The organism is Butyrivibrio proteoclasticus B316 (assembly GCF_000145035.1).
Lineage (GTDB): Bacteria > Bacillota > Clostridia > Lachnospirales > Lachnospiraceae > Butyrivibrio > Butyrivibrio proteoclasticus.
The window spans coordinates 2063702-2083432 of sequence record NC_014387.1 but is presented as its reverse complement, the minus strand read 5'-3'; the positions used below and the strand labels follow the sequence as shown (position 1 = coordinate 2083432).

Annotated in this window: 15 protein-coding genes; 13 read left to right on the top strand and 2 right to left on the bottom strand. The window is 42.2% G+C overall.

Features of this window, described 5'->3' with window-relative positions:
• Nucleotides 1-31: 31 nt before the first annotated feature.
• The 4 genes from BPR_RS08600 to BPR_RS08585 all read left to right on the top strand — a co-directional run bounded on the left by BPR_RS08600 (nt 32) and on the right by BPR_RS08585 (nt 3706).
• Nucleotides 32-898, top strand: coding sequence for an aminoglycoside 6-adenylyltransferase (locus tag BPR_RS08600; protein ID WP_013281084.1), 867 nt, complete (start codon nt 32-34; stop codon nt 896-898).
• A 71-nt stretch (nt 899-969) separates the two neighbouring features.
• Nucleotides 970-1446, top strand: a complete 477-nt coding sequence (locus tag BPR_RS08595) for a GNAT family N-acetyltransferase (RefSeq protein ID WP_013281083.1) — start codon at nt 970-972, stop codon at nt 1444-1446.
• Between the two features lie 61 nt (nt 1447-1507).
• Nucleotides 1508-2290, top strand: a complete 783-nt coding sequence (locus BPR_RS08590; protein ID WP_042256807.1) for an HD domain-containing protein — start codon at nt 1508-1510, stop codon at nt 2288-2290.
• Nucleotides 2291-2413: 123 nt separating this feature from the next.
• Nucleotides 2414-3706 carry a helix-turn-helix domain-containing protein gene (locus tag BPR_RS08585; protein ID WP_013281081.1) on the top strand — a complete coding sequence of 431 codons (1293 nt, stop codon included), beginning with the start codon at nt 2414-2416 and terminating at the stop codon, nt 3704-3706.
• 274 nt (nt 3707-3980) lie between these two features.
• Here BPR_RS08585 and BPR_RS08580 read toward each other — a convergent pair whose 3' ends face one another.
• Complete coding sequence (locus BPR_RS08580) at nt 3981-5192, bottom strand: AraC family transcriptional regulator (protein WP_013281080.1); 1212 nt, start codon at nt 5190-5192, stop codon at nt 3981-3983.
• A gap of 134 nt (nt 5193-5326) precedes the next feature.
• Between BPR_RS08580 and BPR_RS08575 the strand changes: the two genes are divergently transcribed.
• The 5 genes from BPR_RS08575 to BPR_RS08555 are packed head-to-tail and all read left to right on the top strand — an operon-like array spanning nt 5327 to nt 13556.
• On the top strand, nt 5327-6841 hold the full coding sequence (locus tag BPR_RS08575; protein WP_013281079.1) for an MFS transporter: 1515 nt from the start codon (nt 5327-5329) through the stop codon (nt 6839-6841).
• A gap of 19 nt (nt 6842-6860) precedes the next feature.
• Nucleotides 6861-9074, top strand: a complete 2214-nt coding sequence (locus BPR_RS08570) for a glycoside hydrolase family 2 protein (RefSeq protein WP_013281078.1) — start codon at nt 6861-6863, stop codon at nt 9072-9074.
• Between the two features lie 19 nt (nt 9075-9093).
• A complete protein-coding gene (locus BPR_RS08565) occupies nt 9094-11355 on the top strand; it encodes a family 78 glycoside hydrolase catalytic domain (protein ID WP_013281077.1) in 2262 nt (753 codons plus the stop codon).
• Between the two features lie 18 nt (nt 11356-11373).
• Complete coding sequence (locus tag BPR_RS08560; protein WP_013281076.1) at nt 11374-12678, top strand: glycoside hydrolase family 1 protein; 1305 nt, start codon at nt 11374-11376, stop codon at nt 12676-12678.
• Nucleotides 12678-13556, top strand: coding sequence for a sugar phosphate isomerase/epimerase family protein (locus BPR_RS08555; protein WP_013281075.1), 879 nt, complete (start codon nt 12678-12680; stop codon nt 13554-13556). Before BPR_RS08560 ends, BPR_RS08555 begins: the two co-directional genes overlap by 1 nt.
• A gap of 98 nt (nt 13557-13654) precedes the next feature.
• Here BPR_RS08555 and BPR_RS08550 read toward each other — a convergent pair whose 3' ends face one another.
• Complete coding sequence (locus BPR_RS08550) at nt 13655-15157, bottom strand: methyl-accepting chemotaxis protein (RefSeq protein WP_207636469.1); 1503 nt, start codon at nt 15155-15157, stop codon at nt 13655-13657.
• A gap of 481 nt (nt 15158-15638) precedes the next feature.
• Between BPR_RS08550 and BPR_RS08545 the strand changes: the two genes are divergently transcribed.
• From BPR_RS08545 to BPR_RS08530, 4 genes are all read left to right on the top strand, one after another.
• Entirely contained in the window at nt 15639-16226 is a 588-nt protein-coding gene (locus BPR_RS08545; RefSeq protein ID WP_013281073.1) for a low molecular weight protein-tyrosine-phosphatase, read from the top strand.
• 119 nt (nt 16227-16345) lie between these two features.
• Nucleotides 16346-16639 carry a hypothetical protein gene (locus BPR_RS08540; protein ID WP_026661446.1) on the top strand — a complete coding sequence of 98 codons (294 nt, stop codon included), beginning with the start codon at nt 16346-16348 and terminating at the stop codon, nt 16637-16639.
• Nucleotides 16640-16647: 8 nt separating this feature from the next.
• Nucleotides 16648-17307: a DNA/RNA nuclease SfsA gene (sfsA, locus tag BPR_RS08535; protein WP_013281072.1), complete on the top strand. Its 660-nt coding sequence runs from the start codon at nt 16648-16650 to the stop codon at nt 17305-17307.
• 661 nt (nt 17308-17968) lie between these two features.
• The gene (locus tag BPR_RS08530) at nt 17969-19729 is read left to right on the top strand and encodes a sensor domain-containing diguanylate cyclase (RefSeq protein WP_042256800.1); all 1761 of its coding nucleotides are present in this window, start codon (nt 17969-17971) and stop codon (nt 19727-19729) included.
• The last annotated feature ends 2 nt before the right edge of the window (nt 19730-19731 follow it).

Below are 19731 nucleotides of genomic sequence, written 5' to 3'. Positions count from 1 at the left end.
GGCAGTATATACTTTTACAGAGGAGGATGCTATGAAAACTTACGATGAAATGTATGACCTGATCATAAAAACAGCGACTGAAGATGACAGAATTCGCGCTGCCACGATGGAAGGCTCTGCAGTTACTCCGGGTGCAGTCCGGGATGGCTTTTCAGACTTTGATATAACTTTTTTTGTTTCTGATATCAGAGAATTCACTGCAGATAAGAATTATATGAGGAAATTTGGAGATATTCTTATCATGCAGACTCCGGATGACTGGTACATGGAACCCTATGACTATAATGGGAAAAAACGTTTTGCATATCTGACACAGTATAAGGATGGAAACAGGATTGATCTGACTTTTATTGATGTTTCTGAGATTGGAAAGCAGACAGATTTTAATGAGCCTAGAACAATACTCATAAATAAAGATGGCTTCACTGAGCTAAAAGAAATCACATCTGGCGATATCTTTTTTATCCAAAAACCAAGTGAGTTTGAATTTTATAATACTGTCAATGAATTCAGATGGGTCAGCAACTATGCTACAAAGGGGCTTTGCAGGCATCAGTTCTACTATGCCAAATACTCCATGGAGCATCTGATGATGAATATGTTTATGAAGATGATCAACTGGAAAGTGGGCATCGATAATGACTTTAAGGTCACCACAGGTTCTTTTTCCAAGTATCTTAGAAAATATCTAACAGAAGATGAAATGAAGCGCTTTGAGGGAATCTTTGCCGGCGGGGCTTATGAAGATATGTGGGATAAGGTTTTTCTCATGTATGATTACTTTGAAGATTTATCTATTTATGTGGCTGATAAACTTGGATTTTCGCTTGACCTTGAAGAATCGTCAAATGTGCGTGAGTTTATGAAAAAGAGATATGCAGATAATTGCGAGAAATAGCCGAAAGTATCAATTATCTTGATACAGTATCATGCTGCACTTCATTATATATGCTTGTGGGGGTAAAAACTATGGATATTCAATATAAGAAACTGACATACGCTGAGTTAGATGAATTTATAAATATGAGAATTGCTCAGCTTACTGAGGAATATATATCTACAGGCAGAACTGTTCCGGAAGGTGTCGATTTGAAATTATCACTCAAAGATTATTATGAAAGGCATATGACGGATGGAACATTTGTCTCCTGGCTTGCTATTGACGGAGATAAGATAATTGGAACCAGTGGGATGTCTTTTGTTGAGAAACCACCATATTTTACATGTCCAACAGGAAGGCTCGGTCTTCTCTCCAGCATGTATACCAATCCTGACTACAGGAGGATGGGAATTGCCAGAGAACTGCTTCATAGAGTAGTGGAAGAAGCCAGAGCCTACGGGTGTGGTGCAGTTCACATTACAGCGTCTGATATGGGAGTGAAACTATATACGGCTTATGGATTTACGCATAATGGGAACTTTATGCAATATAGATTAGATGTTTAGGATCAGGGCCGGATATATGAAATGGGGGTGCCCGGAAAGGAAAAGGCAGTTATTAAAAAAGATGATAATAGATAGAAAAAAGGTTAGAGAGAAATTTGCAGAGTACACAAGGAATTATGACCCATCAAACCCTAAAATAGCGCTTAAGATAGCCCATACATACAGAGTGGCAGATAATTGCGAGAAAATAGCCAGGAGTATAGAGCTTTCTGATGAGGATGTGGAGTTTGCTTGGCTGTCAGGGATGCTCCATGATATAGGCAGGTTTGAACAGGTCAAAAGATATAACACCTTTATAGATTCGGAATCAGTTGACCATGCAGAATTTGGTGCTGATCTTCTTTTTGGAGATGAAAACCTGATCACAGATTATGTAGATTTCAGATCTTGGGATAGAGACCTTGAAACAGTTATCAGACAGCACAACAAGTATAGGGTGGATAAAGAAGTTTCCGGTAAGCTGCTTGTCTTTTGCAATATCTTAAGAGATGCTGACAAGGTCGATATTCTGAGAGTAAATGTAGAAACCCCTATGGAGGAGATATACAACGTTACAGAGGATGTTCTGTTCTCTGCAGGCGTTTCTGAGAAGGTTATGGAGCAGGTCAGGGAGCATCATGCAGTAAACCGCGATATCATGGATTCACCTGCAGAGCATCTGATCGGCCATATAGCACTTGCCTTTGAACTTGTTTATCCAAAGAGTTGGGAACTTGCCAGGGAGCAGGGATATCTTTACCAGATGTTCGAATTTCCGACCAGAAATCAGAGCACCAAAAAGGCGATTGCGGAAGCGAAAAGCGAACTTGAAAAACAAGTCGTAGTTCTTAGGAGAGGGAAATAAGATGGAATTAATTAGTGATTATAGGGTATTTTATAAATAGCAAAAACGGAAATACTATTATGATGATAGAAGATTAAGATTGATGTGTAGCTACGAAATATCACAGAAAGGAGGAGGTTGCGTATGGTCAGGGAGATGATCCAGAAAACATTGGATTATGTTGATAGCAACATAAAAGAAGACATTACTGCAGAAGAACTGGCGGAGATTGCGGGATATTCTGTTTTTCACTTTTACAGATTGTTCCAATCAGCTGTTGGAATACCGGTTATGCAGTACGTTTTAAGAAGAAAGCTCCTATATGCTATCTATGAGATAGGCCAGGGAAGGAAGAAAAACGACGTCGTTTATGAATATGGTTTCGAAACATATTCGGGCTTCTACAGAGCTTTTATCCGCGAGATCGGATATACGCCGGCGCAATACCTCCGGGAATATAAGGCAAAAAGACCTTATAAGATTAATATTTTTCAGGAGGAACACATCATGGTCAGTAATAAGTTGATTTCTGAAGTGCTGGTAAATTGGGGGCTTCAGGATGCGAAAGTGTCAGATATCGTCTTTCCGGAAACTGGAGAGATCAGCGACTGCGCAAAGTATGTAGGAAGTAATATGGTGATCAAGTATACAGCAAATCTTGGCTCGGTGAAGAAGGCAAACCAGATTTCCAAAGCGCTTAACAGTGTTGGACTTACTGCTCCGTCGGTTATTCCGACTATTGATGGTAAAGAATATGTTACAGTCGGAGAACTATACTTTACGCTTACAAGGAAGGTTGAAGGCGAGAGAGTTATGGCGAGCGGGCTTTATCTAGACGATTATAAAGAAAAAGCACGTTTTATCGGGGAAATCGTTGGACAATTGGATCTTGCGCTTGCCAAGATAGACACGATTGCGGAAGAAGCGGACTTAGGAAAGTGTGTCAGGGAGTGGGCGGTCCCAGCCTTGAAGGGTAAAATCGATATGAATCCTGAAGCTATGGAGAAATATGCAGCGCAGTTTTGTGATCTCTATAGGGATTTGCCGCGCCAGGTGATTCATAGGGATCCGAATCCGAGCAATATTATCCTGGCGAAGGACAAGTGGGGATTTATTGATTTTGAACTAAGCGAGGAAAACGCCAGGATATTTGATCCATGTTATGCGGCAACAGCCATACTGTCAGAGACTTTTGAAGAAGGAAACGAAGATAAGTTACTTACCTGGGTAGGAGTCATGAAAGAGATCATGTACGGATATGACAGTGTTGTAAAATTGACAGATGCGGAAAAGAAGGCTGTTCCATATATGATATTGGCAAATCAGTTTGTGTCTACAGCTTTCTTTGCAGGAAAAGATAAGTACGAGGAACTCTACTGGATAAACAAGGCTATGACTGAATGGATTGGCAGGAATATAGAAAAACTGTGTATGTAGGTACTGGCCCTAGGGGGCGTCCCCTAGGACCATTTGCACCCTTTACAGTAACAATTAAATCCGGCTCCGATATGGCATTTCTTATAGGATAGATTATATATGTTAGGTACAGAAGAAATAGATAAACTCATAGAGAAATATCAAGACAATGATGATCTTCAAGGTCTTATTAGAGAGTACAGAGCCTTGAGGCTCATGAGACCAGATTCTGATACACCACGAGGGTATGCTATATCAGTTCATAATAGCAGTACAGCAAGAATTGATAAAGCTATTATAGGCTTACTATACGCGTTTTTCTATATTCTGAGGGCGTCAGATCATATATTTTTTTAAATACTTTCACAAAGTAATTGTTGTCAGAATATCCGACGTAGCTGCTGATCTCCTGGACCGGAAGATCTGTCTTTTTCAGGAGCCCGGCAGCTTTTTTGCAGCGCATAAGTGCGATGTACTCCGTCATGGTCCCGCCGGTTTCTTTTTTGAACACCTTAGACAGGTGAGAGATGGACATACTGGCATTTGCCGCCAGATCATCGTTTGATATATGGTCCCCCAGATGAAGATTGATGTATTCCATTACCCTCTGAATGGGGGGAGAATACTTGTCCAGAGACAGCTTGTGGTTGTGAACAGCTTTTGTCAGCTCAACGATCATATCGATCTGATAGCGCGTCTGAAGTTCTGCATTGTTTGTAGCGGATGAAAGCTGGGTGTATTTTTGGGTTATCTCATCTATTGTAATGACTGAAAGACCTGATTCTTCCGCAGCTTTTCTGGAAAGAGCTTTAAGTATTGCCAGACCATAGCCCGAGGCATAGTAGTTAAGAGTCTCTTTGGAAAAATCGGAAAGAGCCTCCGGACCGGACAATTTTTCAAATGCGGACAGGATGTTTTTGGTATCCCCGTTTCTTATCATCGAAAGGAACTGCTTTTCCTGATCATATCTCCTGTAGATTTCACTGTAATTCTTCTCGGACAGTTCTGTCTTATCATCTTCTTCAGATACATCCTGAATAAATCCCGATAGTCTTCTGTATGAATACTCACTTTCCGTAGGGGAAAAAGAGATTATGCATTTATTTACAACACTGGTGATCTGCTCGGTATACACAATGGGAAATGCTGTGTAATACAGCTTAAACGCCAATGATTTGGATGAGGATTCATCGTTTTTTGCAAGTACGGTTTCTGTCTTAAGCTCTGAATATTTCTCTTTTACATAAGGTCCGATTATATAAAACCTGTTATCAAACGTAAAAAAGGACAAGCAGATACCGAGCTGGTCTATGAGCTCATAGATCATGCTTTCTTTGGAGGAGGACAGAAGATAGTAAAGCGCCTTGCTTGTAAACATGGGCTGCATCTTTATGCTGAAGCAGTATTCCTTTTCAAAGGCGTAAAGAGAGCTGTCCATGTCTGTTGCATCCGTGACATCCACAGAGAGCAGGTTTTTTAAAAGAGCTGAAAAAAGAGTGTGGTCCATATTTATTCCTCAAAACAATAAAATAATACTAATCAGGATAAAATAATTCTAACATATTGCGAAACTAAATGATAACATGACCATAACAGGAAAGCTTTCAAAGATTATCATGCAACTGAAAGGGGTTAATAATAATGGGTAAGGGCAAATCTCTGATAAGAGAAGAAAATGGGGTAACCTATAAAAGAGCTAAAACCTGGCATATTGCGCTTGCGATGATGACAGGTGCAGGGCAGATGGCATTTTATCTGCTGATGAATGGTGCAACATATATTGGAAATTCCAACTTTGGAATACTTGTTGCAGTTACAGGACTTATTATCACAGGATCAAGGCTTTTGGATGGAATTACAGACCCGGTAATAGCTTTTTTCCTGGAAAGATTTAATTCCAGATTTGGAAAAGTAAGATTTTCAATCATGTTTGGATGGCTTCTTATGGCCATTGCTACGACGCTGATGTGCAATATAGGGGCAAAGCTGTCACTTACGGGTGCAGCGGGAATAGCATTTTTTGTCCTCTGCTATGTGATCTATATCATTGGTTATACATTCGTAAGTATAGCAGGTCAGATCAATATGAACATTCTGACAAATGATCCAAAACAGCGTCCTACAATCGGTGTCTGGAGTACAGCGTATTCATATCTGGTGCCAATGATCATGAGCGTTGTGGCATCGGCTGTGATTCTCCCAAGATTTAATAACATTCAGGGAACAGAATACTTCGCAACTTACAATGTAGTGGTAATACTTGTTTCACTCTTTTTCTACATTCTGGCATGCATAGGAATTGCTCCATATGACATTCCCGAGAATTTCGAAGGAATCAAAAAGGATGGCGAAACCGATGAAAAGCCAAGCTTTAAGGATATGCTGGCTCTGATCAAAGAAAACAAAGAGCTTCAGAGATTCATCATGGCTGCAACATCCGATAAGCTGGCTCAGACAATAGGCTCTGCAGCGGTAGTATCCACGATGCTTAACGGAATCATGCTTGGATCAATGGCTATTTCATCAATTCTTTCTGCTGTGGCAATGCTTCCATCCATTATTTTCGCAATCATTGGTGCGAAGATTGCAGGAAAACAGGGTAGCAGAAAGGTCATGATCGACTGGACCAAGAATTGTATCGGACTGAATATCGCATTTGCGGTATATCTTTTATTCACACCTACAACTCTTGTGGGAACAGTATTCGGTGGCAACTTATCAACCGGAGCAGTTCTCATGGCAATCACTTATGTACTCTTTACATTTGGAAATAACGCAATGAAGATGGTTGTTTCTGTATCAACAAGCGCGTTCAGAATGGATGTTGTTGACTATGAGATGGATCGCTCAGGAAAATACATGCCTGCGACAGTATCCGCTACTTACAGCTTTATTGACAAAATAGTTTCATCTTTTGGTGCAACTATCGCAACACTCATGATTGGACTGATAGGATATACAACTACAGCTCCCCAGCAGGGTGATCCGCTTACTTTCGGCGTCAGAGTTATGACTGTAATACTTCTTATCGGATTCCCTATAGTGGGATGGATCTGCACACTTCTGGCAATGAAGAATTCTGAGCTCACATACGAGAAGATGGAAGAGATCCAGAAGAGTATCGGCGAGAAGAAAAAAGCTGCAATGGGTCAGTAAAAAACTGGAGAGGTGAAACATGCGAACAACAATTCTTTGGAATGATAACTGGATATTTGAAAAAGAGGGAAAGAGCAAAAGCATAACTCTTCCTCATACCTGGAATGCTGTTGATGGACAGACGGGGCCTGAGCAGTATTACAGAGGAACCTGCCTTTATAAAAAGACATTTGAAAGACCGGTAATGGAAGAGGAACAGCGGGTGTTTGTGGAGTTTCGAGGCGCTAACTCCTCTGCAAAAGTTGTTTTAAACGGCCGTGAGGTAGCGAGCCATGATGGCGGATATTCCTGCTTTAGGACGGACATTACAGAGGCACTTTCAGATTTAAATGAGATGGTAGTTTCTGTTTCCAACGAGCCTAATACAAGGGTGTATCCACAGAAAGCGGATTTCACTTTCTATGGTGGCATTTACAGGGATGTTTATCTTGTGGTTGTGGATGAAAAGCACTTTGACATGGACTATTATGGTGGAAAAGGACTGTACGTCACACCAAGACTAAACGGAAATGATGCTGAAATTGAAATAAAGACATACACAAGCGGCGGAGAGCGCGTAAGAATATCAATTGACGGTGTAACAGAGCAGGAGTTTGAGGTGGTTCCGGCAGAGGATGCATCCTGTGGATATGTTGCCTGCGGTAAGATCACGATAAAAGAGCCACATTTATGGAACGGTCTCAAGGATCCGTTCTTGTACAACATAACAGCAACTCTTTTGGATGGAACAAAAGAGTGTGACAGAATCTATGACAGGTTTGGAGTAAGGCAGTTTCATGTTGATCCTCATAAAGGATTTTTCCTCAATGGAGAAAGCTATCCGCTTCGAGGAGTTTCAAGGCATCAGGACAGGGCAGGAGTTGGCAATGCACTGGCAAAAGAGATGCACAGGGAGGACATTGATCTCATCCTCTCCATGGGTGCCAATTCCATAAGACTTGCACATTATCAGCATGATCAGTACTTCTATGATCTTTGTGATGAAAAGGGAATAGTAGTATGGGCTGAGATTCCATATATCACTGTACATATGGACAGTGGAAGAGAGAACACCATATCCCAGATGAAAGAGCTGATAAGCCAGAATTACAATCATGCATCGATAATGTGCTGGGCACTTTCAAATGAAATCTCTTTGCAGGGTGTTACTGAAGATCTTTTGGAGAACCACAGGATATTAAATGATATTGTCCACGAGATGGATCCTATCAGATATTCTGCCATGGCAAATCTGTTCCTTCTTGAGACAGACTCGCCTCTTGTAACACTGCCTGATATTCGCGGCTACAACCTCTACTATGGCTGGTATGTAGGCGAGATGGAGGACAATGACAAGTGGTTTGATGATTTCCATAATCAGCATCCCGATGTGGCAATAGGACTTACGGAGTATGGCGCAGATTCAGTAATTACGCTTCAGTCTCCAATACCTGAAAAAGGCGATTATACAGAGAGTTATCAGGCTGTTTATCACGAGCATATGCTTGAAATGTTCAGCACCCGTCCATATATCTGGGGAACATATCTTTGGAATATGTTTGAATTTGCTGCAGCAGGACGAGATGAGGCAGGAGATCCGGGCAAAAACCACAAGGGTGTCATCACCTTTGACAGAAAGCAGAAAAAGGACGCTTATTATATCTATAAAGCATGGTGGTCTGATGAGCCTTTCGTTCATCTTTGCGGAAAAAGATATCACGACCGCATCGAGGATAATACAGAGATAAAGGTATATTCAAACCAAAAGTCCGTCACACTCTTTGTTGACGGTGTAGAAGTTGGAAATGCAAGCGGAGAACACGTATTTAAGTTTAATGTTCCCATAACCGGAGTACATACAATAAAGGCTGTTTCAGGCGAGTTATCTGATGAAATGGAGATAGCAAAGGTTTCTGAGCCCAATCCGACATATTTTGCACCGGATAAAAAGGTCAGAAACTGGTTTGATAAGGCAGATGAACCTGAGGAAAAAGAGGGATACCTTTCCCTTTCAAGTACAATGGCAGAGATTCAGGCCATACCTGAAGGAAAAGCAATTCTCGACAGGATGATGGCAGCAATGACATCAAGAACAGCAGGCGGAATGGGAGAAGGCGTAGAGATTTCAGAAGCAATGCAGCAGATGATTGCCCGCCAGCCCCTTAAGAAGCTCCTGCAACAGGGCGGAATGGATATAGAATCTGACGAGATTAAGGCACTTTCAAATGCTCTTATGAATATTAAAAAGCAGTAAAGAATACAAGAGGTGTTAGATGGAAGCGGCTAAGATTTATGAGAAAGCAAAGTGGATATCACCTGAAACCGTGACAGAACCTGATAAGAGAAAGGGAGCAGGCTATTTAAGGACCACATTCTCTTATAAAGAGGGGAAAGTTAGCATATATGCTACGGCCCATGGCTTGTATGAAATATTGATAAATGGCCGGAAAATTACGGATGCGCGACTGACACCGGGATGTGATGAGTATGATAAAAGGCTTCAGTATCAGGAGTATGAGATCACGGATACGCTGATATGCGGGGAAAACGAGATATTCGTCACACTGGGTGATGGCTGGTACAGAGGATGCAACGGGATTGACGGTGTGAGAAATCTGTACGGAGAGGATATTTCATTTCTGTGCGCGATAATAGGCGATGGAGACATAGATAATCCTTTACTTGTTACGGATTGCAGCTGGGATGCCTGTGAAAACGGACCTATAAAGCTTACGGACCTTGAGCTGGGAGAGACCTGCGATGCCGGTTCGGGCTTTGGTGAGTGGCATAAGGCAAGAAAGATGTCTTTTGACAAAGGGAATCTTATAGCTCAGACATCGCCGTTTGTTACGGAACATGAAGTGTTTGAAGGCAGACTTACCACAACTCCGAATGGAGAAAGCGTATTTGATTTCGGGCAGAACCTGGCCGGATATACTTCTTTTGTCGTGGAAAATGCCAAAGGCGGTGAGAAGATCTGTCTCATCCACGGTGAAACCCTGGATGAGGACGGGAACTTCACAATAGAAAACTTCCAGCCCGGAGACAGAAACAAATCCGGTGGAATAAAGCAGGAAATAAACTATATTTGCAAGCCGGGCAGGAATGATTTTAAGCCGCATTTTTCGATGTTTGGATTCAGATATGCAAAGGTAACGAGCGATATTTTACTGTCAGACATCCAGATTAAGAGCATTGCTGTGTATTCGGACATGAAGGAAACAGCAGGCTTTGAGTGTGGTGTAGATGAAGTAAATAAGCTCTTTAGAAACAGTGTATGGTCTATGAAGTCAAACTTCTGTGACATTCCTACTGATTGTCCCACAAGGGAAAGAGCAGGCTGGACAGGCGATGCAGCGGTCTTTGTGAGGACCGGTGCGTACCTGATGGACTGCAGGGGAGTTTACGAGAAATGGCTTGCGAACGTGAGGATAGGGCAGCATTCAGATGGCAAGATGGCGTATATCTGTCCCAAGAACTCAAATCCGGGCAAGATAGCAGAGATGTTCTCGGCGTCTGTTGGCTGGGGCGATGCGGCGGTTCTTGTGCCCTGGAATCTGTACAGAATATATGGCGATGAGCAGATACTTAAAGACAACTATGAAATGATGAAGAAGTGGGTGGATTTCCTCGGAAGAAGGGCCGGAAAAAGCAAGCTCAAGAACCGCTTTGGAAAGAACCCATACAGGAAATACATCATCGATACCGGAATGGACTACGGTGAGTGGTGCGAGCCGGGGGCAGATGTTATGAAGACCATGATGTCTGCATTCAAGGATGGCCAGCCTGAAGTAGCAACAGCTTACTATGCATATTCATCTGGGATTCTCGCCAAAATATCAGAGATTCTCGGAAATGGTGCCGATGCGGATAAGTATAAAGAGATCTCGGAAAAGGCGACTGAGGCATACAGATATCTGGTTCTGAAAGACGGGCATATAAGATCTGACAGGCAGTGCGAGTACGTAAGGCCTCTTGCGTTTTGTCTTTTACCTGTAAAAGAGGCAGTGGAAGCTGCTAAAGACTTAAATGAGCTGGTAGTGAAAAATGACTATCATCTTAATACAGGCTTCCTTTCAACGCCTTTCCTGTGCAGCGTGCTTGCAGATTACGGTTATGTGGATACTGCATACAGACTGCTGTTGCAAAGAAGCTATCCTTCGTGGCTCTATGCGGTGGAGAAAGGTGCTACCACTATCTGGGAGACGTGGGATGGTATCAGGGAAGACGACACTGTACATGATTCGCTGAATCACTATTCCTACGGAGCTGTTTCCGGATGGCTTTTGTCCGGTGTCTTGGGAATCAGATACGATTTTGACAAAGTCCTGATAAAGCCTCTGCCGGATGAGAGACTTAAGTTTGCAAAGGGTTACTATGATTCACCGAAAGGTCGCATAGTTTCTGAATGGAGATATATTGAGGAGACGGATTCTTTTGCCTACCGATTTGAAATTCCTGAAGGAATGGAAGCAGAGCTGGAGCTCCCCGGCGAGGAAAAGAGAATTCTGACAAGCGGAAGTTATGAGATTTAAATTATGGAGGATAGGAAAATGAACAAGTTCGAGAACGGATTTATGCTGGGCGCTTCTACTGCAGCCCACCAGGTTGAAGGAAACAATACAAATTCAGATTACTGGTTGATGGAGAATATGGAGTATTCCCAGTTTGTTGAGCCATCGCTGGATGCTGTTGACCATTACAACAGATATGAAGAAGACATCAAGATGCTTGCGGATGCAGGCCTTAACACTTACAGATTCTCTGTTGAATGGGCGCGTATTGAGCCTGAGCAGGGCAAGTTTGATGAAAAGGAGATCGAGCATTACAGGAAGATGATCAAATGCTGCAGGGACAATGGTGTTGAGCCGGTTATTACCCTCATGCATTTCACATCACCTGTGTGGCTTATAAAACTGGGAGGCTGGGACAATGAGCAGGTTGTAGAGCTTTTTGCCAACTATGCAAGGTTCGTCACAGAGCAGCTTGGAAGCGAGATAAAGTATATCTGCACCATAAATGAGGCCAACATGAGACTTCAGATAGGCGCTCTCATGGAGAGATTTAAGAAGCAGATGATGGCGAAAATGGCAAATGCAGCCAAAAGCAGCGGTGACTCCATGGAGGGACAGGTTCAGGTTGGACTTAATCTCTCTGACCCGATGGAGAAAATGAAGCTGGCAGCAATGGAGAATGCCAAAGTATTCGGAGATCCTCAACCGCATACATTTGTTTCTGCAACAGATGCAAATGGCGATATGATAGTTATAAAGGCGCATCAGGCAGCCAAGGAAGCAATCAAGGCTGTTAATCCGGATATTCAGGTTGGTATTACGCTTTCCCTGCACGACTGCCAGTACATAGAAGGTGGCAAGGAGCGCGCAGACAGCGACTGGAATGAGGAGTTTAGCCATTACATTCCTTATATCAAGGATGATGATTTCTTTGGACTTCAGAATTATACAAGAACTACTTACGGCCCAGATGGAATTGTGCCTGTCCCCGAGGGAACACCAATGACACAGATGGATTATGAAGTATATCCTGAGGCTCTTGAGCATGTAATAAGACGCGTGCATGAGGAGATGCCAAATGTTCCGATCATGGTTACCGAAAATGGAATAGCAACAGCAGATGATAAGCAGAGAGTTGAGTTTATCGACAAGGCAATTGAGGGTGTTCAGAGCTGTATAAATGATGGAATTCCTGTCATCGGATACTGCCACTGGTCACTTATCGATAATTTTGAGTGGCAGAAAGGTTATGCGCTGACATTTGGTCTTTGCGCAGTTGACAGGAAAACACAGATCAGGGCACCAAAGCCTAGTTTGAAGCATCTTGGAGGCTATTTGAAATAATGAAAGACACAGTACTAACGGGTGTGCAACAGATAATGATTGGTAGCAGATGCAATAGTTTTGAGAGTGCACTCAGCACACTTCAGAGCATCAAGAGTGCCGGCTATGACGGCATTGAACTAAATGACTTCATGATCAAGCCAACGCCTTTTATTGTGAGGCTGCTTACAAAATTTGCCGGTATGCCCACTGGTAATGGCGGAAAACTCGATTGGAAGAAGCTGATCTCAGAGAGCGGCCTGAAAGTAATAAGCCTGCACAGCTATCTAAACAGCATTGAAGAAAACCCTGAGGCTGTTGCTAAAGAAGCCATGAGCTTTGGAACAGATACCGTTGTTATAACCGGTATGTACAGGTTTGATTACGGGAACGCTTCTGAGGTAAAAAAACTTGCTGAGAGGCTTAATAAGGCGGGAGAAGCTCTTTTACCCTATGGAGTAAAACTTCTTTATCATAATCACAATGTCGAGTTACAGAAGGTCTCAGAAGAAAAAACTGCATTGGACTTTATCGCCATGAACACCGACCCCAGGTATGTTAACTTCGAACTTGATACCTACTGGCTTGCAGACGGAGGAGCAGATGTTACTGCTCTGGTAAAAAAGCTGTCAGACAGAATGGTAATGTGGCATATAAATGACAGAGGCTGCAGAAAACAAGGACCGTTCATTACGCCTATTCTCAAGGAAGATGCGGCTGAACTAGGAACAGGGAATATGGCCCTGGGCAGTATTTTGGAGACTGTACAGGAGGCTGCCAAAGTAAAGGCAATTGTATTGGAAACTCATAAAAACTGGATTGACAATGATCCGATAAAAAGTCTGACTCTTAGCGCGCAGTGGTTTAAGAAAAACAAATTGAGTCCTACCTTACAGTAGGGCATGATGAAGAATTGATGCATGTACTTGCACCTGATTACGAATGGTGAGTCAAGGGGGACGTTCCCGTCCCCGTGACTGCCCTGACCGGTATTACATTATTTCAGCCTCTGCGCCTGATCATATATCCCCTTCAGCAGAATATCAAACTCATCAAATTTCTCCACCGCTGTCCTTGCTCCCTCTTCGCCCATACTGGACAAAGATGCCACCTGCTCACTTGTGGCGGCGAGGCTCGCAATATTATTATTGATCTCCGTTGCACTTCTTCCTATAGCTTCTATGGAAGTACCGATATCATTAAATCTTCCTATAAGGTTTCCAACGTTCTCCCCGATCTCTTCAAAAGTATCTGCGGTCTCTCTGATAAGAATGTCCTGAGCCTTGACAGACTCAGCTGCCGCATTGGTAGAGTCTACCGCATTCTGAACATCAGCGGAAAGCTCCTGCATGATGCTGGTGATCTGATTTGAAGCGCTGCTGGTCTGCTCCGACAGCTGCCTTATCTCATCGGCAACCACAACGAAACCTTTCCCGGCTTCTCCCGCACGCGCTGCCTCAATTGAAGCATTGAGCGCAAGAAGATTGGTCTGCTTTGATATCGATATGATGGAACCGACAATCTTCTCAACCTTTTCGACCTTCTCAGTGACAGCTTTTGTGGATGCCACCGTCTTATCACTCATTTCAACAACATTTGCGGTCTTGTCCTTGAGCTGGTCGATGACCTTAGTCCCATCAATAACGGCTTTCTGCGTGCTCTCGGACATCTCAACCATCTGATTTCTCTTGGCATCAGCCACTTCCGTCTGCTCATGGATATCTGCTATCTGATGTGACTGCTCTGTCACGGCAGCTGCGGTATTTCCTGAGCTGCCCGCAATTTCCCTCATGCCATCGTGGTTTCTTCCTATGATGCTCTTTAACTCATCGACTTCCCCATGGGCCTCATCAAACAGCCCCGTAATTTCCTTGGCGATCTCCACCATTTGGATACGGGTCTTTTCCTGGGTCTCCTGCCCTTTCTTGATGGCCTCGTCGTCCTCTCTTACCAGGGTCCGCCTCATCTTAAGCGACTCTATTCCGGCAATTCCCGCAAGAATGATTATGAAACCGTCCACAAAATGGTCCCTGGGTATCGAACCTGTAGCAATAAGATTTCTGACCAGGACAATAAGTCCGCCTATGGTCATAGCCATCTGTCCCACCACATAGAGCCTTAAGTCCAGATAAAGTATACACGACAGCATTACCGGTATCGCGAATGCATAAAAAATCATATCATTTTGTATTATCATGATAATCATATAGTAAAGAGTCGGACCTCCAAGAATGACCACTGCGCCAAACCTGGTCTCTCTGAATTTGATAAATCCAACCGTCATCTGCAGCACACCTGCCAGGACAGCGACAATCTCGATGACAAGCCCCAGGCTCATTCCGTGTGTTGCAGCATCCAGCACTACCATTAAAAGCGCAGCAAAGGCAATAATAAGGTTGATCTGAAATACTTTTTTGTTTGATCTTGCATACTGGTCAGGGGTCATATAATTATCTCCTTTAGCCATGAAAACAGAATTTAACTGTACAATAACTGACAAAATAATTATACAATATTTTATTGTGAACAATTATTAAATAACGCTAAAACCAATCTTGCATCCGGTTATGAAGTCAGTCATGGGAAAACTATCGCCTGACCGTATGCAAGATTGGTTTTAGCAGTATCGCCCTGATCTTTACTACGGCTCAATTGTTGTATTATTGACAGGAACAACATAGAATTCTGCCTAAGACAGTACAGTAGTGTTGTCCTTGCCATCAAGAACCTTAACGGGAAAAGTATATTATCTATAAAGTGTGGGAACTCTGAATATCTCAGAATCAAAAATGTGCCTGACTACTTTTTGACTACTTTTCATGTCCATGATTTCCCCAGATATTCGTAGTTATTACACAAACTGTGATATGATAGTTCTGTCACCGTGATATATGAACACTTTTCTAATCCTGCAACGGTGCGCCATACATGGAAAATGGACCACAAACCCCGTCCCCTAGGACCAAAAGGAGCCAAAATTAATGATAAGAATTTTATTCGTCTGCCACGGCAACATTTGCCGTTCGACAATGGCTGAGTTCATAATGAAAGACATAGTCAACAAACAGGGGCTGGCAGATGCTTTTCATATTGAGTCATCTGCGACCCATACTGATGAGATATGGAATGGAGTGGGAAGTCCGGTGTATCCACCTGCGAGAGCGAAGCTAAGAGAGCATGGGATAGGCACGGATGATAATGAGCTTGGAGTTAGTCAGAAGAGGGCAAGGCTTACTTCCAGAACTGACTATGATAAGTTTGACTTCATTATTGGAATGGACAGTGCCAACATCAGAAATCTGAATGGGATATTTGGCGGAGATCCGGATAAAAAGATATTCAAGATGCTGGAGTTTGCTGACAGAGATGGGGATGTAGCTGATCCGTGGTATACAGGGAACTTTGATGCTACCTGGAGGGACTGTAGCGATGGATGCCACGGGCTGTTCAGACAGATCATGATGGATTCTCGTTTCGCTGGTGACCTTGGTGATGGGGGTTTCTCGGATTCAGATGATGAAGGTTACTATAGCGACGGGCTCAAATATGACGACTTCCCTCGAGGATAATGATCATAGATATTGACCGTTTCCAATGGTAATTAAACAATACGCAACATATTCTCCAAATGACATGTTAATTAATTAGAAAACGTTAATTTAGCACATATCTTTTTGGGGGAACAAATATGTTTTTTGTAGATCTTGTATTATCTTTTTTACCAATGTGGTGTCTGATTACGCTGGTTAAAGTCAGAAAACATAGTGTATATACGGCTATTGTGTTTTGTGCGACACTCATACTGATAGGCTTTGATATTATCGTATCTGTGACGTCATCAGATTTTCACGATGCTGCATTTATATTGCAGCTCTTTTTACCGGCGCAGGTGATCTTAGCAATCATTTCACTTCTGGTCGGCAACCTGTTCCTACTGATCATCAATATACGTGCGAGGAAACATTCGCAGATTGAGGAGTAATCCTATATATGAAATACGACAACATAACCAAAGCGGTCTTTGTAAATCGCCCTAATCGTTTTATTGCAGAAGTCGATATCGATGGGAAAAGAGAAATTGTCCATGTCAAGAATACTGGCAGGTGCAAAGAGCTTCTGATTCCAGGATGTGAGGTGTGGCTGACTGAGCCGGGAACAGCTGACAGAAAGACCAGATATGACCTTGTGGCAGTCAGGAAGGATAATGGTATTCTTTTTAATATAGACAGCCAGGCACCTAACAAGGTGGTAAAAGAGTGGCTCTCTACGCAAGGGTATGACAAGGTTATCCCTGAATATAAGTATGGCAACTCCAGAATTGATTTTTATATGGAACGAGGGGAAGACAAATATCTAATGGAAGTCAAGGGATGCACTCTTGAGATAGATGGTGTTGGGTATTTCCCTGATGCTCCTACGCAGCGCGGGGTTAAGCATTTGCAGGAACTAGCTGTAGCTACACGTGCGGGCTACAGGGCTTTGCTTACTTTTGTAATACAGATGGATGGAGTATCAGAAGTCAGAGCCAATATCTCAACCCACCCGGAGTTTGGAGCAGCGCTTGATGCTGCTAAGGCTGCCGGAGTTGAAGTACTTTTCTTGAAATGTCACGTTGAACCTGATTCACTGGAATTTTGTCAAGGTGATTAGGTAGGTGTATTTGTGACTTTTGACATCTATATCATAATATCGTTTATGTATAAATTGATTTAATACCAAGCCATATAAATACATTGAGTTGTTATTATCGTTTTCTTTTTGAATAGGATTCCCTGAGCGCTAGAATAATAACAATACAAATATCATGACCCCATTGTTATTACATAATGAACGGACAATAGTTAATAAAACTGATTTATGTAATACCAAAGTAAGATTTTCCAATATCTTGGTATTAAATGAAGGTGCAGAAATATAAATATGCAAAAAAGCTATCCTCAAGTATTATTCTTAAAAAGAATCTCTTTAAAACATAATTCTAAAAAAGAATCTCTATAAGATCATAATAAAAAAAGAATTCCTTTAAGATCATAATTCTTAAACAAGTAATCTCTATAAGATCATAATTAAAAAGAATTCCTTTAAGATCATAATTCTTAAACAAGTAATCTCTCTAAGATCATAATACGTAAATAAGAAATCAATCTATAATACATATTCATAAACAATCTGGTATGTGTACATAAAAACTGGTGGTATGCGTGAAATATATGCTATTATTATAATGAAGTAGCATATATTTTTATATGAATTACCGAGAATATTTTCACCACCGTCTATGTTTGTACTGCACAGTGAGGTAAAAGATAATATGAATCAGAAAAAATATTCTTTTCATACCTATGAAGAGCTTGTGACTATAGTGGATGTTATCAAAGACAGCAAGGATTACAAGTCTGCCTCCGGAGTGCTTATGCAGCTGTACAATCCCAAGATTGATGCCGATGATGAAGCTATTGTAGACTACATCAATGCAAATTGCAGTAATGCCTGCCTCATAGGACTTACCTGTGCTAACATAGCTGACGAGGAATTTGATATTAAGGATAATCCAATCGAGCTTAATATTACTTATTTTAAGAAAACTCGTCTGATAGAATATGATTTTGATCTTAATATAGCCACCGGATTTGTTGCCGGAAGAATGATCAACGAAGCACTTCAGGATATAGATGATGCGAAGTGCATGCTTACCTGCTATTCATGCGGTAGCGCGGTCATACATTCTTTTGTCAGTGAATTTAGCCATCATAAACTGCCGATGTTCGGAGCTAAGGCGGGGCGAAGCATCAGAGCCCTTAACACGGCCAAGGCCTATGGTAAAAGAGCTGGAGACAACAAGATAGTTTCTGTCATATTTGCAGGAACTGATCTCCATATTTTTATGGATAACTGTCTGGGCTTTAAGGAAATTGGTGTTGAGATGGTTGTCACCAAGACAGAGGGCGATAACATTATTGCAGAAATTGATCACAGGCCTGCTACTGAAGTTTATTCCAAATATCTCAAGGTTAGCCCAGGCAAATATTTTGTCGAGAATGTATGCGAATTTCCTATGATCTTCCATAGAAGGGATTGTGTGATAGCAAGGGTTCCTTCGGCTTATGGAGAGGATAATTCTATTCATTTTACTTCTGATGTGGTAAAAGGTGAAAAGCTAAGACTTTCATACGGAAGCGCGGATAATCTTCTGGATACTATCAGCGAATCTGTGCGCGGAATCAAGAATTTCAATCCGGAAGCGGTATTTTTGTTTGAATGTGGTAACAGAGTCCGTTTCCTCAAAGAAAAAGCAAGTAGTGAGACAGCAAGCTATAGGATTCTGTATCCGGAAGTCTCGGTTGCTGTGGGATATGCTGAAATCTATGAATCTGCGTCTGGAAGCGGCGGCGTTCTAAACAGCGCTCTTGTAGCTGTGGGACTTAAAGAAGATCCTGATGCTGAAGACGAGTTTAGACCCGGTGTTACTTATATTGACGATACACAGATTCAGGAAGATGAAAGAGATTATATCCCGTTTGTTGACAGAATTCTGAATTTCCTTGAGAGAACTTCAATAGAGCTTGATTCCATGAATAAAGAGCTCGGCAAGATAGCCTATACTGACCAGCTCACCAGGATTTATAACAGGTGGGAGCTTGAAAACAAGGTAAACGAAATCCTCTCTGAGTGCAACGAGGGCGGAAACAGGGCATCGATCATCTTCATGGATATTGATCACTTCAAGCATGTAAATGACACTTATGGCCACGATGTTGGAGATATGGTTCTAAGGGCCTCTGTAGATATTATCAGAGATAATCTCGAGGCACAGCATGTGTTTGGCAGATGGGGAGGAGAAGAATTTATTTATGTCCTTCCGGATACGGGTATTGATGAGGCAGTTGAATTTGCAGAAAACCTCAGAAAGCAAATTCAGGATAACTGCTTTGTTACTGTGCAGCATATAACTATGAGCTTTGGTGTTACCCAGAACATAGCGGGAGACACCCTTGAAACTTTTGTTAAAAGAGCTGACGACGGCCTTTACAAGGCAAAAGAAGGTGGAAGAAACAGAGTGGTAAGAAATTAATT

Excerpts from the sequence above, each read along its gene's own strand:
- BPR_RS08600 (WP_013281084.1), top strand. The coding sequence starts at position 32 with ATGAAAACTTACGATGAAATGTATGACCTGATCATAAAAACAGCGACT.
- BPR_RS08595 (WP_013281083.1), top strand. The coding sequence starts at position 970 with ATGGATATTCAATATAAGAAACTGACATACGCTGAGTTAGATGAATTT.
- BPR_RS08590 (WP_042256807.1), top strand. The coding sequence starts at position 1,508 with ATGATAATAGATAGAAAAAAGGTTAGAGAGAAATTTGCAGAGTACACA.
- BPR_RS08585 (WP_013281081.1), top strand. The coding sequence starts at position 2,414 with ATGGTCAGGGAGATGATCCAGAAAACATTGGATTATGTTGATAGCAAC.
- BPR_RS08580 (WP_013281080.1), bottom strand. The coding sequence starts at position 5,192 with ATGGACCACACTCTTTTTTCAGCTCTTTTAAAAAACCTGCTCTCTGTG.
- BPR_RS08575 (WP_013281079.1), top strand. The coding sequence starts at position 5,327 with ATGGGTAAGGGCAAATCTCTGATAAGAGAAGAAAATGGGGTAACCTAT.
- BPR_RS08570 (WP_013281078.1), top strand. The coding sequence starts at position 6,861 with ATGCGAACAACAATTCTTTGGAATGATAACTGGATATTTGAAAAAGAG.
- BPR_RS08565 (WP_013281077.1), top strand. The coding sequence starts at position 9,094 with ATGGAAGCGGCTAAGATTTATGAGAAAGCAAAGTGGATATCACCTGAA.
- BPR_RS08560 (WP_013281076.1), top strand. The coding sequence starts at position 11,374 with ATGAACAAGTTCGAGAACGGATTTATGCTGGGCGCTTCTACTGCAGCC.
- BPR_RS08555 (WP_013281075.1), top strand. The coding sequence starts at position 12,678 with ATGAAAGACACAGTACTAACGGGTGTGCAACAGATAATGATTGGTAGC.
- BPR_RS08545 (WP_013281073.1), top strand. The coding sequence starts at position 15,639 with ATGATAAGAATTTTATTCGTCTGCCACGGCAACATTTGCCGTTCGACA.
- BPR_RS08540 (WP_026661446.1), top strand. The coding sequence starts at position 16,346 with ATGTTTTTTGTAGATCTTGTATTATCTTTTTTACCAATGTGGTGTCTG.
- sfsA (WP_013281072.1), top strand. The coding sequence starts at position 16,648 with ATGAAATACGACAACATAACCAAAGCGGTCTTTGTAAATCGCCCTAAT.
- BPR_RS08530 (WP_042256800.1), top strand. The coding sequence starts at position 17,969 with ATGAATCAGAAAAAATATTCTTTTCATACCTATGAAGAGCTTGTGACT.